General features: G+C 66.5%; 12 protein-coding genes. 7 read left to right on the top strand and 5 right to left on the bottom strand.

Features of this window, described 5'->3' with window-relative positions:
- The first annotated feature begins 112 nt into the window (after positions 1-112).
- From REH65_RS24700 to REH65_RS24690, 3 genes are all read left to right on the top strand, one after another.
- Positions 113-1,204: a tyrosine-type recombinase/integrase gene (locus REH65_RS24700; RefSeq protein ID WP_406689269.1), complete on the top strand. Its 1,092-nt coding sequence runs from the start codon at positions 113-115 to the stop codon at positions 1,202-1,204.
- A gap of 4 nt (positions 1,205-1,208) precedes the next feature.
- Entirely contained in the window at positions 1,209-1,520 is a 312-nt protein-coding gene (locus tag REH65_RS24695; protein WP_406689268.1) for a helix-turn-helix domain-containing protein, read from the top strand.
- A 1,453-nt stretch (positions 1,521-2,973) separates the two neighbouring features.
- A complete protein-coding gene (locus REH65_RS24690) occupies positions 2,974-3,288 on the top strand; it encodes a hypothetical protein (protein ID WP_406689267.1) in 315 nt (104 codons plus the stop codon).
- 38 nt (positions 3,289-3,326) lie between these two features.
- Here REH65_RS24690 and REH65_RS24685 read toward each other — a convergent pair whose 3' ends face one another.
- The 5 genes from REH65_RS24685 to REH65_RS24665 form a co-directional block, all read right to left on the bottom strand.
- Positions 3,327-5,135, bottom strand: coding sequence for a VirB4 family type IV secretion system protein (locus REH65_RS24685; RefSeq protein ID WP_406689266.1), 1,809 nt, complete (start codon positions 5,133-5,135; stop codon positions 3,327-3,329).
- Complete coding sequence (locus tag REH65_RS24680) at positions 5,132-6,169, bottom strand: PrgI family protein (protein WP_406689265.1); 1,038 nt, start codon at positions 6,167-6,169, stop codon at positions 5,132-5,134. The genes REH65_RS24685 and REH65_RS24680 overlap by 4 nt, the downstream gene beginning before the upstream one ends.
- A 929-nt stretch (positions 6,170-7,098) precedes the next feature.
- The gene (locus REH65_RS24675) at positions 7,099-8,052 is read right to left on the bottom strand and encodes a hypothetical protein (RefSeq protein ID WP_406689264.1); all 954 of its coding nucleotides are present in this window, start codon (positions 8,050-8,052) and stop codon (positions 7,099-7,101) included.
- Positions 8,053-8,119: 67 nt separating this feature from the next.
- The gene (locus REH65_RS24670) at positions 8,120-8,488 is read right to left on the bottom strand and encodes a pilin (protein WP_406689263.1); all 369 of its coding nucleotides are present in this window, start codon (positions 8,486-8,488) and stop codon (positions 8,120-8,122) included.
- Between the two features lie 57 nt (positions 8,489-8,545).
- Positions 8,546-9,340 (bottom strand): hypothetical protein, encoded by a 795-nt coding sequence (locus REH65_RS24665; RefSeq protein WP_406689262.1) that lies wholly within the window; start codon positions 9,338-9,340, stop codon positions 8,546-8,548.
- Between the two features lie 611 nt (positions 9,341-9,951).
- On the opposite strand from REH65_RS24665, the gene REH65_RS24660 reads away from it, so the two are divergent.
- The 4 genes from REH65_RS24660 (at position 9,952) to REH65_RS24645 (ending at position 13,152) form a co-directional block, all read left to right on the top strand.
- Positions 9,952-10,800 carry a hypothetical protein gene (locus REH65_RS24660; protein WP_406689261.1) on the top strand — a complete coding sequence of 283 codons (849 nt, stop codon included), beginning with the start codon at positions 9,952-9,954 and terminating at the stop codon, positions 10,798-10,800.
- Entirely contained in the window at positions 10,793-11,575 is a 783-nt protein-coding gene (locus REH65_RS24655; RefSeq protein WP_406689260.1) for a DNA modification methylase, read from the top strand. The genes REH65_RS24660 and REH65_RS24655 overlap by 8 nt, the downstream gene beginning before the upstream one ends.
- On the top strand, positions 11,572-12,648 hold the full coding sequence (locus REH65_RS24650) for a DNA-methyltransferase (RefSeq protein WP_406689259.1): 1,077 nt from the start codon (positions 11,572-11,574) through the stop codon (positions 12,646-12,648). Before REH65_RS24655 ends, REH65_RS24650 begins: the two co-directional genes overlap by 4 nt.
- Positions 12,649-12,810: 162 nt before the next feature.
- Positions 12,811-13,152, top strand: a complete 342-nt coding sequence (locus REH65_RS24645; RefSeq protein ID WP_406689258.1) for a helix-turn-helix domain-containing protein — start codon at positions 12,811-12,813, stop codon at positions 13,150-13,152.
- The last annotated feature ends 82 nt before the right edge of the window (positions 13,153-13,234 follow it).

Here is a 13,234-nt window from a genome sequence, read left to right as displayed (position 1 = left end):
CAGGCCAGGCGGGGATCACCCGATGGGGGTTTATTCCTGACATGTCGTCAGGATTTTCGACAGGCTGCCGATATGCATGACACATGGTCGTCTCCGGTGATCTGAGGTGTTCATGGCTGTCGAGTTGGCGGTAGTCCGGTCGCTGGGTGGTCCGCGGAAGCTGAGCACTGCTCAGGAGCTAGAAGACTTCGAGCAGGAGCTGGTGGATCAGTACTTGCTCGCGGCGGTCGGTGCCGGGATCGGAGATAGCTCGGTCAGTCAGGACCGTGCGGTGATCTTTGAGTTCGTCCGGTTTCTGGGGCGCCCGGTGTGGAGTGCTCAGCCACACGACGCGGACCGGTTCTTGGCTCACCAGCGCAGGGATCTTGGTCGCGCCCGGCTCACGGTGCAGCACAAGGCGGCGGCGCTCAGTCACTTCTTTGACTTCTTGGTGACGCGGTATCAGGGCGATATTCACGCGCTGACCGGACACGTGGTCACTCAGCCCATCGACGAGTACAACCGCCCAGCCAAGGCCGACTACGGGGTGGCGCGCATCCCGCCATCCCAAGACGAGATCGACGAATTGTTCCGTGCATGGCGGGATTCGCTCGTAGCCGCGCGGAAGTTTCTCCCCTCTGCACGGGACTACTTGGCGGCTTCCTTGTGGCGTCGAGCGGGGTTGCGGATCCAGGAGACCTACATGCTCGATATCCGAGACTGGCGACGGGACCTCGGTGATTTCGGCAAGCTGGACATCCGGTTCGGCAAGGGCAGTCGCGGACGCGGACCGAAAACGCGGCTGGTTCCCGCGATCAATGGCGTCGCGGAGTTGCTGGACTGGTGGCTGATCGATGTGCGTCACCAGTTCGACGATGACTGGGCAAATCCGGATGCGCCGTTGCTGCCCAGCGAACGCCACGACCCGCACACCGGTACCTGCAAACGAGTCTGCGATCAAGCGCTGCGCGATGGCCTGGCCTCGGCAACCGAACGCTGGCTGCCGCGCTGGGCCGGCACGCTGACGCCACACGTGTTGCGGCACTTTTGCGCCTCGTCGCTGTATTCCCAGGGCATGGATCTTAAGGCGGTGCAAGAGATTTTGGGTCACGAGTGGCTGTCGACGACGACTCGCTACATCCACGTCCACGCCGACCACGTCGAGCGGGCCTGGGCTGCGGCCAACGAGCGCGTAGCCGCCCGCCTGGCTGTTGAGGAGGAATAAGCCGATGCAGTGGAATCTGCGGATGAAGGCTGCCGAAGCCGGGATCTGGAAGTCAACCGAGATGCGGCGGCGGCTCGCCGAGGCCGGTCTGGAGATCAGCCACGGCAAGATGTCCAATCTGTGGGTGGGTAACCCGGCCACGATCCGGCTCGATGATCTGGATGTGATCTGTGCCGTGCTGGAATGCACCCCGGCTGACCTGCTGCTGCCGGAGCCGGAGAAGGTCGAGTCCCGTCGACCTCGCCAGGCCGAAACCGGCTCGGTCACCGGGTTTACACCACGGCTGGGCCGACACCGCTCGGTGCCACCGGCATGACCGGCCGACCCCACCGCTGCCAGGTGTGCGGCCTCCGACCACCTGCCATGCGGGAGATCCCGTTCTGCTTCCAGTGCTGGCCGGGCGGCCCGGTCACTCCCCCACCGTGCCGAAAGTGCGGCTCCACCAAGGACTACTACACCTCGGGACTCTGTGCCCGCTGCCACTCGCACGCGCCCGGTGCGCACTCGCCCCTCTGGCAATCTCCAGGTCAACTCGCGCAACAGACCGTCATGGTCGCCTCGTGCCGGGATTGCCACGCCTGGGGAGCCACCCGCACCTACGGATGGCTCTGCGCTGGCTGCAAATCCTGGCGCGAAACCCACCGCCAGGTCGCCCAGTGCCGCACCTGCGGGCAGAGGGCACCGCTGGAGGTCAGCGGGTCCTGCCGACTGTGTTTCAAGACGCGTAGCCTGCTCGCCCGGCAGCTCGGCAAACGCCCCCGCGATGTCAACCTCACCGAAGCGAACAGACACGGACAGCAACTGTTCTTTGCTGGCATGTGGCACCGCGAGGGAACCGGAAGACGACCGTATAACCCGAAAACCGTGCCACAAAACCTGTCGCTGCTGACCCCGGTACCGCGCGAACAGCTCACTCTTCTCGACCTGCCGAGAGACTTGAAATCCGGGAAACGAAGCGGATTTCCGCCACCTCCGGACACCGCGCGGGAAGCAGCCTGGCACGCCGCCGTCCGCGACTACGCCACCCGGCACGGGTGGGGACGCAACGTCACCGAACGCACCCACCGCGCGATCCGGATACTGCTGGGCACCCAAGACACACCCGGAGCAGCGATCAAGGCAAGCGATGTCCTGCCGCTGTCGAGTATCCGCCTCCCAGTACGCCCAGTACTCGACGTCGCCGATTCCCTCGGCATGCTCGCCGACGACCGCGTTCCCGCGATCGAGCACTGGTTCAGCGTCCAGATCAGCGGGCTTCCCGACGAGATCCGCCACGAACTGACCGTGTGGTTCGACATCGCACGCCACGGCACGACGAGAGCACCCCGGTTCAAACCCCGCGCCGAGCCCACCGTGAAAAGCCAGCTGTCCTTCGCCTTGCCGACCATCCGCTCCTGGGCACTCACACACCCTTCGCTGCGGGAAATCGGCCGAGACGACGTGCTGGCCGCGCTCCCGGCCAGTGGCAGCGCACGCTCGACCACTCTGCAAGGCCTGCGGTCGATCTTCCGCGTGCTCAAAGCTCGCAAGCTGACCTTCATCAACCCCACCGCAAGGATCAAGGTCGCCGGCCCGGATGCTCCCGCCCCGCCTCCGATCGACCTCACCGCCCTGCGTGCGGCCCTCAACTCGACCGAGCCCGCCACAGCGGCCCTGGCCTGCTGGCCTTCCACGGCATCCGCATCTATCAACTGCGCACGCTGCATCTCACCGACGTCCGAGACCGGCGTCTCTACCTCGGTGACCAGGTCATCCCGCTGGCCGAGCCAGTGCAGCAACGCCTGCGGACCTACCTGGACCACCGCCAGCAGAGCTGGCCGCACACGGCCAACCCGCACCTGTTCATCCACTACCGCAACGCCACGACCACCAACCCGGTCACCCCGTGGTGGATCCGCAAACGGCTCGGTATGTCCGCCCAGTCCATCCGCCAGGACCGGATCCTCAACGAAGCGCACGCCACCAGCGGCGACATCCGCCAGGTCTGCGACCTCTTCGGGCTGTCGGTCGCCGGTGCGTACCGCTACACCGCCACCGTCGACCATCCCGGCGTCAGCGTCTGGGCGCAATCCATACACGACTGATCGGTCCGAGGTTCCCAAACTCCGGGGGGAGCGTACGCTCACGACAGATCCACCATCCCGGAGTTCAGCTCGGAACCCTCCAATTTTGCGAGGAACTCCGGGTCTGTTGTGATCAATTCGTGCTCGCCGTCGGAGGCGATGGCCTGCAGGGCGACCCGCTGAGTCCCCGTCGACAACAAGCCCTGACCGGTACCGGCTGAAAGCAGGAATTGCCGTTCGCCTTCGGACAAAGCGAAGGTGCGGACGATGTCGTCGATGGCTTGGGGTGCTTGGCGAAGCAGGATCTGGGTGGCGGCGTTGGCGATGACGGCTTTGCCGAGATCCGTGCCGAAAACATCCCCGACGTCTTGGGTCGCGACTGTCAAACCCGCCCAGTGTTTGCGGGCGGATTTGGCCATGCGCCACAGAAACTCGGCCCCCGCCTGCTGCTGCATGAGCAACCAGGCCTCGTCGACCACACACAGCCTCGGGCGGCGAGTGGAGGGGTTGGACACCCGCCGCCACACCGTGTCCAGGGTGAGCAGGGTGCCGGCGGGTTTGAGTTCGTCGGGCAGGTTCCGCAGGGAGAACACGAGTAGGTGGCCCTCCGGCGGCGCCGTCGTGGGGCCATCGAACAGCCCGCGGAACGCGCCGTCGGTGAACGGCTGCAACCGGCTGGCTAACTCGCTGGCGGTGTCGCCGCCGAGGCGGGCGAGGACGACGCGGAGGTCGCATAGCAGCGGTGCGGGCCGGGTCCAGGTGCGGGCGTCGCCGGTGATCCCTGCCAGCTGGTAGGTCGCGGTTACCCCCTGGTCCAGCACGGCCCGTTCGTCCGCGGTCAACGCCTGTCCGAACAGCACAGCCAGCAGGGTGTGGATGAACAGGCTGCGGCGGGTGACCACATCGGCAGGCGCGGAGCGGCGCCCATCCGGGCGGACGTGAATCGGGAGATCGAGCGGGTTGAGGTGAATGCCCTCGGCGCCCAATGGGAAGTAGGTGCCGCCGACGGCGGCGGCCAGGCGGGCGTACTCGTCTTCCGGATCGATGATCGCGATCTCCACGTCCCGGTACAGCGACCGGAGCGCTTCGAGCTTGACCAAGTAGCTCTTGCCCGCTCCGGAACGGCCGAGGATGACCGAGTTGTAGTTCTCGCAGGCGAACCGGTCCCAGTGCACCAGCCCCTGGGAGCCGAGGTTCCAGCCGTAGAGCACCCCGGCCGCGGTTGACGCGGAGGTGGCATCCGGCGGAGGCAAATCCGGCGAGGTGAACGGGAACGCAGCACTCAACGCCGCGGTGTCGAAAGTGCGGGTCATGCCGATCTGGTCCAGGCCCATCGGCAAGGCCGTGATCCACCCCTGCAAGGACCGGTAGGTGGTGGGTTTGGCGTCCATGAGCAGCGAGGCGGTCAGCGCGCGCAGTGCGCCGATCTCCTCGACGAGTTCCTGCTCCGAGGACGCGTGCACTGTCAGGTACAGCCCGAGGCGGAACAGGCGGCCTTCGCCGCGGGCGAGTCGGTCGGAGAGGTCGTAGGCGTCCTCGGTGGCCGCCTCCACCTCCGGGTCCTGCAGACGCCCGTGTGCGGCGGAGTGCCTGCGGCCGGATTCGAGCTTGCCGAGCTGCTTGCGCAATCGGTCGGCCGCGATGCGCGGGTCGATCGGCTCGATGTGCAGCGACACGTCCAACCGGCCCGGGTAGGTCAGCAACGGTTGCAGCCACCCGGGGTGCACTTCGCGCGGGTAGCCGGTGACCGCGAACGAGGCGACCCAGTCCTCACCGATCTGCAGATGCCGCGGGTGCACCTCGATGGCGTCCGGCGCGAAGGCACTCGTCGCCGTGGGTGGCTGGCGACGCTTCTTGGTGGTGATCACGAGAAGTCCTCCTCGGTATCGAGCTCCCAGTCCGAGCCGATAGGGGTGGTGATGACCTCGCCGGCGCCCGCCATCTCCGCCGACGGCGGTAGCGGGCTGTCGGGGTTGGTGGCGGTGGACAGCACCGCCGTGGCTTGTGCGGCATCCAGCGGGGTCACGCTGATGCCCGCGGGCGAGAGCAGTTCGGTGGCCTCGCTCATCCGCCGCAGCAGCCGGGAAGCCGCCGCCTTGTGTGCTCCGTCCGACGGCTGGCCTCCGCCGCGTGCGCGACCGACGCGGCGGCGCTGGGTCAGCGAGTCCTGCGGGGTGGTGCGCACCGGTTCGCGGGCCACCAGCAGGATCTGCCGCCTTAGCAGGTCGGCCTGCTGCCCGAGCTGGGCCAGGTAGTCGGCGTGATCGAGCGCTGCGGACTCCAGCGCCGGGTGCGGCAACCCCGCCGCACGCTCGCGCAGCTCCGCGATCTGGCCGGAGAGGTCCAGTCGTTGGGCGCGGATGAGGATCTGAACGCTCGCGCCGAGGCTGTGCAGGTACCGGCCGAACGCTGCGGTCAGCGCTTCCTGCTCAGCCAGAGTGCGCAGCGCGAAGTTCACCGTCGAACACGCCGCGACCAGAGCCACGCCGTCGTCGCCGAGATCGACGATTCCCGCTTCGGCGACCCCGTGGGCGGGCAGGTCGAGCCCGCCCGCGGCGACGGCTTCGTGTCCGTGGGCTACCCCAGATAGCCATTCCGGCACCTCGGCGGGCGCCTGCCCGGCCGCGACCCGGCGCCGCGGTTGTAGCCGCTGCCGAACGGCGGCCAGCAACAGGCGGTCCAGGGTCACTCCGTCTCGGCGGACCACGACCAGCGCGGTCACCGCGACCCCGATCGGGACTGCGATGGCAAGGTAGGCGATCACTGGGATCATGGCGCGGGTGGCTTGCCAGCCGCCGTAGAGCACCAGGCCCGTCACTGCCATCACCGCGACCTGCCGCGCGGTGAAGCCGGCCAGAATCCGGTCCTCCCGGTCGACGTCGGCGGGAATCCGCACGCTCATCGGTGGTCACCTCCTTTCCTCCTAGTGCTGGGCCGGGGCGGGTGGAGCTTCGGAAGGTTCAGCGGCAACTCCTGCTGACGCGGCCCCGGCCGCTGCGGTTCAGGCGGCGGTGTCTGGGGCTGGCTGCGGGCTGGTTTCCGCGTGCGCTGCACGTTCAGCGGGAGCTGGTACTGCCCGTCCCGGCCGACCCGGGGCTTGTTCTCCGGCCACTCGCCATCGGCGGGCAACTTCGTCTGTCGCTCCCGGGTCGCTGGACGGATCGGTTTCGGCAGCTCCGGGGGTGGCGCGGGTCGCCGCACGCGCTGCACCTCGATCGGCAGCCGGTATTGCCCGTCGCGGCCGAGCCGGGGCTTGTTTTCCGGCCATTCCCCGTCGCGCGGGAATTCCAGTTGCCGGCCACGCGGTTCCGTCGAGGACTTCCGCTCCGGGGGTGGTTCCGGAGCCGGTTTCGGCTTAGGTTGCCGCTGGACGTTCAGCGGTAGCTGGTATTGCCCGTCACGGCCTAGTCGTGGCTTGTTTTCCGGCCACTCGCCATCCAACGGAAGCTCCAACTGTTTACCCTGCGGGGCTGGGCGAGAGCGCGAGGACGGTTGCGGCGCCGGTCGCCGCTGGGTGGGTTTCCGCGTTCTTTTGACGTTCAGCGGGAGCATGTACTGGCCGTTGGAGGTGGCCCGCGTTGTGGCATACGGGTCCGGCGGGTCGGCCGATTTCTGACCGCCACGGGAACGAGGGGTCTTTCCGCCGCCGCTGCCCATCCCCTTGAGGAGACCGAAGGTCTTGTAGGCGATGAGCCCTCGGACGAGACTGCCGACTAGAGAGCGGCCTCCGCCGCCGCGCAGAGATCCAAGAATCCAGAACGGAATCTTGATGAGGACATAGCACAAGGCGAGTGCAACCAGAAACTGAATCACAGCGCTTCCCCCTTGTTGTTAGTTGAACAGCGTGATGCCGCCGGGCCAAAAGAAGAGCTTGATCGCCGCAACCAAGGCGAGCGATTGACCAACTTGAATGGCCATCACCCCGGCGAATGCTTTCCACCACCAGAACGCGATACCTTCGGTTTGCGGAAGCGCGTGACACATAAGCAAGATCGGGGCTGCCGCGAGCAAAATGATGGTCAGCGTGATACGGACGATGTACGTCAGCAAAACCGCGACGAGCATGACGATCAGCGCCAGAGCGATAAAGATGACGAACAGCCCACCCCCATCGAGATCACGCATCAAGGTGTCACGCATGGCACGCCCCGCAATTTCCGGACTCACCCCATCTCCCAAGATTTCTCGCGAGAGCGCGTTACCGATTTCGATCACCTTGCCGCCGAAAAATAGCGACAGGTTGGACGCGAGGAACCCGACAATCACCCGGGGAAGGATTTCCTTGATGGAATGCCGGGCCTGCAATGTTTCGTGGGCCATGACGATGATGCCCGCGGCCAGGATGAGAGTCGCGTAGACCGCGATGACGATCTGCTGCGAGCTGCCCCATATCTGTCCCATGACCGGCAGTTGGTCCAGCGGAGGAGTCACCAACAGCGACTTCGCGAGCAGGTCCAGCAGGCTGTTCAAACCGGGCGTGACCAAATCGCGGAAGAACGACTCGATCGCGTCCGACACGCAGGCCGGAATGTCGGTGATCCCGCACGACGACCCCTGGGCCGGAGCTTGACTGGGGTTCGATTGATTTCCGGGCGGCTGGTTCGCCGGTAGCACCGGAACGGGTTGGGGAATGCAACTCGGCCCCTGGCACGGCGGCGGAGGAGGCGCGGGAACGGGTCCAGACGGGGCGGCAGGTGGTTGCGGGGCGGGCTGGGCGCTCGCGGCACCGGTGCAAGCCAGCCCCGCCACCGCCACCGCCACGACGAGCACCAGCAAGGCGGTCACCGCGGTACACACGCGGCCCACGCGGTGGCCCGCCCCTGAGGTGGAATACGCGGTGGCCGACATGGGATCAGGCCCCCACGATTCCGCGCAGGATCTCCACGACCAGCGGCGCCAGCGCCGCGAGCGCGTAGCCGAACCCAGCGGACTTGAAAGACAGCTTGGCCTTCTCGATCTCGCCAGGGTCACCGTTGGCCAGCACGTAGCGGACCCCGCCGATAGTCAAGAAGACCGTGGCCAGCAGGGCGAGCAGACCCATGATCCAGTTGCGGATGTTGTTGAGGACGTCGTCGATCGTGCGGGCCAGCGCGACGACGTGGGTGGTCTCGGCGACCGCGGGCATCGAGATCGCCAGCAGGCCGACGGCGGCAATCCCGGCGATCATCAGCAGCCGGAGAGCACCGCGCCGGGACAAGCATGGGGTGAACGAGAAGCGCATCAGAGAGACCTCCAGACAGCGCGTGCGAGGCAGCGGGAGCGCGAAGCGGGGTAGGGCTCACCCGCGTCCCTGAAGTCCGGAATTTGGGGGCTGATTCGCCACCTCGTCCCCAACTTTTTTCGCTACGTTCTGTGACTGACTCTCGTCGCCGGCCACCTCGTTGGAGGACTGCCACGTCATGGCCACGGCGCCCGTTGGGTCGCCGTCGTCTGGGTTGGTGTCGGACTCGGCCAGCCACGCGGCGAGGCGGTTCTCGGCCTTGCGCCGATGCTTGGCCAGCGTCTTGTAGGTCAGCCCTGGCCGGCGGGGCCAGTCGGCCAGCTCGATGCCTTCCAGACGGGTCGCGCCGATCAGTTCGGCCTCGGTCCGGGTCAGGACTCCGGCCTCGACCGCCCGAGCCAGGACCAAGTCCGGATGACCGGACGGGGGCTTGGGTTCGCTGGAGTGAAACCCCGGCGGCTTCGGGGTCGGCCCGTCCATCCCGTCCAGCAGTGCACGGTGCCCGGCGCGGTAGGCGGCCCACCGCAGCCGGACCGTGATCCGCCCCTCAGTGAGATCCACGGTCCGGAGTGCGTCGAGGACCCCCCGAAGGATCTCGGCGTGGATGTCGCTGGGGTCGTCGGCGTAGCGCTCGGTCAGCCGGGCGGCCAGCGAGGTCAGCATCGGCAGCGCCAGACCGACCGCGGTGATCGTCCACGTGCCGCCCTCGATGCGGGCGCGGCTGATCACATGCGCCCACACCTGGTCCCACACCCGGCGGGGGCAGCGCTGGTCCAGCAGCAGGTCCCGGAGTTCGTCGACCGGGATGATCCGGCCCGGAAGGTGGTCGAACAGGCGACCATCCACAGCCACTGGGTGATCCCCCGCGGTCAGCCATCTGAACGCGTCACGGGCGGCATCCAGCGGGTTGCCCCGGCACTCTTCGTGCTCGGACTGAGCAGTGAGAGCCATTGCTCGGCTCCTCTCGAACGGCGGTTGATGACGCCGCCGAGAGGGCCAGGCGCAGAACAGCGCAGCGCACGGTTGTGCACTAAGACGAAACTAAAATGATCTTCGTGTTCCGGAACAGGAAGATCATCATCTGGTCAACTTGAAGATCGCACCCCAAGCGAGCAGCAAGCCTGTGCGCTGCGGCGTTAGTCAGACGCTGTTCCTTTGCTGTCACTGCGCCCAGGCGGAGGAACGGAACAAGAAAAAGGATCTTGAGAAACGTCCGGGGCGATCTTGAACAGTCCCACCGCGCGCTCTGCTGGCCCGCTTTCAATCGGCGTGACGGTTGATCTTGCGCAGCCCTCCTCCAGATCAACTAGTGGGTAGTGGTGTCGACGAAGCCAGTGACGCTAGGTGTCCGCTCCGGTTGAGGAGTCGTCAGAAAAAATCTTGGAAGCCGGTGGCGAATCGGGGCCGTTTTCGCGGACTTCAGGGGTGTCCTTGCCCAACGCGACCGATCACCGGAGCACGCGATGTCTGTCCTCCCGATGCCGGAGGTACCGCCTCCTGACACCCCCGACGGCCACGGGCCAAACCCCTGCGTCGGGTCGGTCCGCGAACCACGCCGCGAACGCACCGGCCCGCCGGTGTCGGCGACGGTGCGGCTGTGTCTCGTCGACCCCGCCGCGGACGCCGACGAGATCGTCACCGCCGCGGTCTCGATGATCAGCACCACCTACACCGCGCCCGGCGACAGGATCATGCTCGCCGCCCCCGAGGCACCCGCGACGGGTTCGAGCCGGACGCGTCGGGACCGGCTCGTGGAGTCCGTCCTCCGACTCGGCCGCGGCGCGACCACTGGTCCGGACTTTCGGCCTCACAGCGATCACGAGTTCGCCGCGGCGGGTGGGGGGCTGCCCGGCGCCCGGGGGTCCGGGTCCGGACTCGGACCCCGGCCCGGCGACGTCGCCGAGCCGGTCGCGAACCTGACCGACCAGAAGTCCCTCGGCGAGTCGTTCGGTCCGGGTTCCGACGGCTTCGCGTTGATCATCGCGGGCTGGTCCGACCAACCCGCAGACCCGTTCGCGATGGCCGACTGGGCACCGCTGCTCGCCCCTGCCGGCACCGTCGTCGTACTCACGCACAGTAGCAATCAGCGCCAAGCAAGAATCAGCCATTCGGGGCAGTTGTCGCGTGCCGCGGCGCTGGCCGGATTGATCTTGACCGACCGGCTAATCCTGGCCCACCAACCCCCGTCGCCCCCTCGGCCGACTACCCGGCGCAGCCGGAGGGAGATCGCCCTCGGCGGCCACCGCCGCATCCACACCACCGCCAGCGTCTTCCGCCGCTCGCCCCCGTCTCCGGAGGTCCGCCATGCCTAAGACCCGCCTGCGTCCCGGCAGTGTCTGGGACACCGGCCGCACCACCCCACCCCGGCAGATCGCGGACAGGCACGTCGGAGCCACCCGCGCCGACACCGCACTCACCTCGGACGTCGCGCGGCAGATCATCACCACCTACACCGCCCCTGGCGACGCCGTCTGCGACCCCAACCCGGGACCCGGACTGATCCTGGCCGAAGCCCTCCGGGCGGGCCGAGACGCAATCGGCCTGCCCACCGAGCCATGGTGGGAATCCGCCCTGGAAGCCAATCTCGACCTCGCCCGCCTAGCCGGCCCGGTCGGCTCCGCGACCCTGCTGGACAGCGTCGATGACCCCCGCGCCGCCAAACTGCCCGGCGCCGTCGACCTCGTGCTCACCGGACTGCGGCACACCCCGCGCAGCGACCCAAGCCGGGTGTTGGTGGGGCTGTATGAGGACTTGGACGCCGTCGCCGACTGGGTTTGGCCCGCTGGGCACATCGTGGTCACCTGCCGCCCCTGGCGCCGCCTCGGAAAGCTGCTCGACCTACCCGGCAAGATCCACGACGCCGCGGACGCGATCGGTCTCGTCCCCGCCGACCATTGCATCGCGCTGACCGCAACTATTCGGGGAAACCGGGTGCGCCCGAGAATCGTCAGCCGCGCGGGAAACCTCCCGGAAAACACCGACATTCACGGCCGTACGACAACCATCTCGGCGCATCTTGACGTGCTGGTTTTCCGCCTCCCCACCAGCGCAAGTCGTAAAAAAACTCCGCAGCGAGGTGTCGCGTGAACAGGCTCTACTATCGTGACGAGACCATCGAATTGCATCTTGGCGACACCCTTCAGGTCATGGCATCACTTCCCAGCTCTTCGGTGGATTGTGTCGTCACCTCGCCACCCCACTGGGGATTGCGCGATTACGGAACCGCAGTTTGGCTCGGCGGTAACCCTGAGTGCCGACACACCTTGGGGACAACACCCCATCAACGCCGGACCACCAAGAAGCAGACATCCTCGTGGCCTCATTCGAGCATGAACAAGAACTGCAGGAAGTGCGGCGCTCTTGCGCACGATCGACAATATGGTCTGGAGCCGACGATCGATGACTACGTTGATCGCCTGCGAGCGGTGAGTGCGGAAGTCTGGCGCCTTCTCACACCACGGGGAACTTACTGGCTCAATGTCCGGGACAGTTTCAGCTACCACAACAGCGGCACAGGAAACACGCGCAGAAACACGCCCGACGCAGCCTCCGCAGTGGTGCGCCACAAAAGTCTCATGGGTATTCCGTGGCGGACTGCCCTAACTTTGCAACAAGATGGCTGGATCATTCGCAACTCGATTGTGTGGCACAAACCCAACGCCATCCCTGATCCGTCATCAGATCGGTTCTCCTCGCGCTACGAGATGGTTTTCCTCTTGGTCAAGCAGCCGGACTATTACTTCAACGCAGCCCACGCAGTCGAACCATTGTCACCGAACCGTCCGGATCATCGGAAGAACCATCGCGGAGGCAACAAGCCGCACACAATCCGATCATCCTGGCAACCGCGAGGAGGCGGGAAGAACGTCGGAGACATCTGGTCGATATCCACGCGACCACTACCTGAAGCGCATTGCGCTCCTTTTCCGATCGACCTTCCAGAGCGTTGTATTTCGGTCGGCTGCCCTGAAGATGGCGGTGCCCTTGACCCCTTCTCGGGAGCAGGAACTACCGGCCTCGCCGCCCGACGACTGGGCCGATCTTTCCAGGGAATCGATCTGCGGGCCGACTATCACGACATCTTCCTGCGGCGACTCCACCAACAGAACGGGCGCACCGAGCTCTCCAACGAAAAGAATCCGGGAGCCAACGTTGCTTGAAGTCAAGCTGTGTAGCACCAGCAACGTGGGTTTTCCTCCAACACGACGGCGTAGCCGGACGGCCGTGCAGTGGTGTGTGACACGGGAGTCGCGACTCAATCCCATCCGCCGGCGTTACGCTTCCCGCCGCGATGCTCGCGACGGGGTTGAGGGGGCTGCCACATGAACCCGCACGATCCGCTCGCCGATGCTGCTACTCCAGATGCTGACACGATCCCCGCAGCGACCGAACTCGCCTCGGCAGCTCGTGAACTAGCTGACGCCGTCCGCGCACTGGCCGAACAAGCGCCGCATGACCCCGATGCATTGCTCACCGCAGAACAGCTCGGAGACCTCCTGCGGCTATCACCACGCACGCTGAAGGAGCAGGCAGCAGCCGGGCTAATCCCGCACCGCAGGTTCGGCAAGCATTACCGGTTCAGCCGCGAGGACGCCGCAGAAATCGTAAGGCTCGCCAGGAAACCCCCCACGCCTCAGGGGAGGAAGGGGTTTCGGGCGGCCTGACCCGGGCACAGCCCCACACAAATGTCCGCCCCGACAGATCTTGCCCGGGCGGCCACACAAAGGAAAAGAGCAAGGAAGGAAG

Origin of the sequence: Saccharopolyspora sp. ID03-671, assembly GCF_045278815.1 — a bacterium.
Taxonomy (GTDB): domain Bacteria; phylum Actinomycetota; class Actinomycetes; order Mycobacteriales; family Pseudonocardiaceae; genus Saccharopolyspora; species Saccharopolyspora ipomoeae.
This window is presented reverse-complemented; position numbering and strand designations above follow the sequence as displayed.

Coding starts and splice junctions, on each gene's coding strand:
- REH65_RS24660 (WP_406689261.1), top strand. CDS start 9,952: ATGTCTGTCCTCCCGATGCCGGAGGTACCGCCTCCTGACACCCCCGAC.
- REH65_RS24655 (WP_406689260.1), top strand. CDS start 10,793: ATGCCTAAGACCCGCCTGCGTCCCGGCAGTGTCTGGGACACCGGCCGC.
- REH65_RS24645 (WP_406689258.1), top strand. CDS start 12,811: ATGAACCCGCACGATCCGCTCGCCGATGCTGCTACTCCAGATGCTGAC.
- REH65_RS24700 (WP_406689269.1), top strand. CDS start 113: ATGGCTGTCGAGTTGGCGGTAGTCCGGTCGCTGGGTGGTCCGCGGAAG.
- REH65_RS24670 (WP_406689263.1), bottom strand. CDS start 8,488: ATGCGCTTCTCGTTCACCCCATGCTTGTCCCGGCGCGGTGCTCTCCGG.
- REH65_RS24680 (WP_406689265.1), bottom strand. CDS start 6,169: ATGAGCGTGCGGATTCCCGCCGACGTCGACCGGGAGGACCGGATTCTG.
- REH65_RS24695 (WP_406689268.1), top strand. CDS start 1,209: ATGCAGTGGAATCTGCGGATGAAGGCTGCCGAAGCCGGGATCTGGAAG.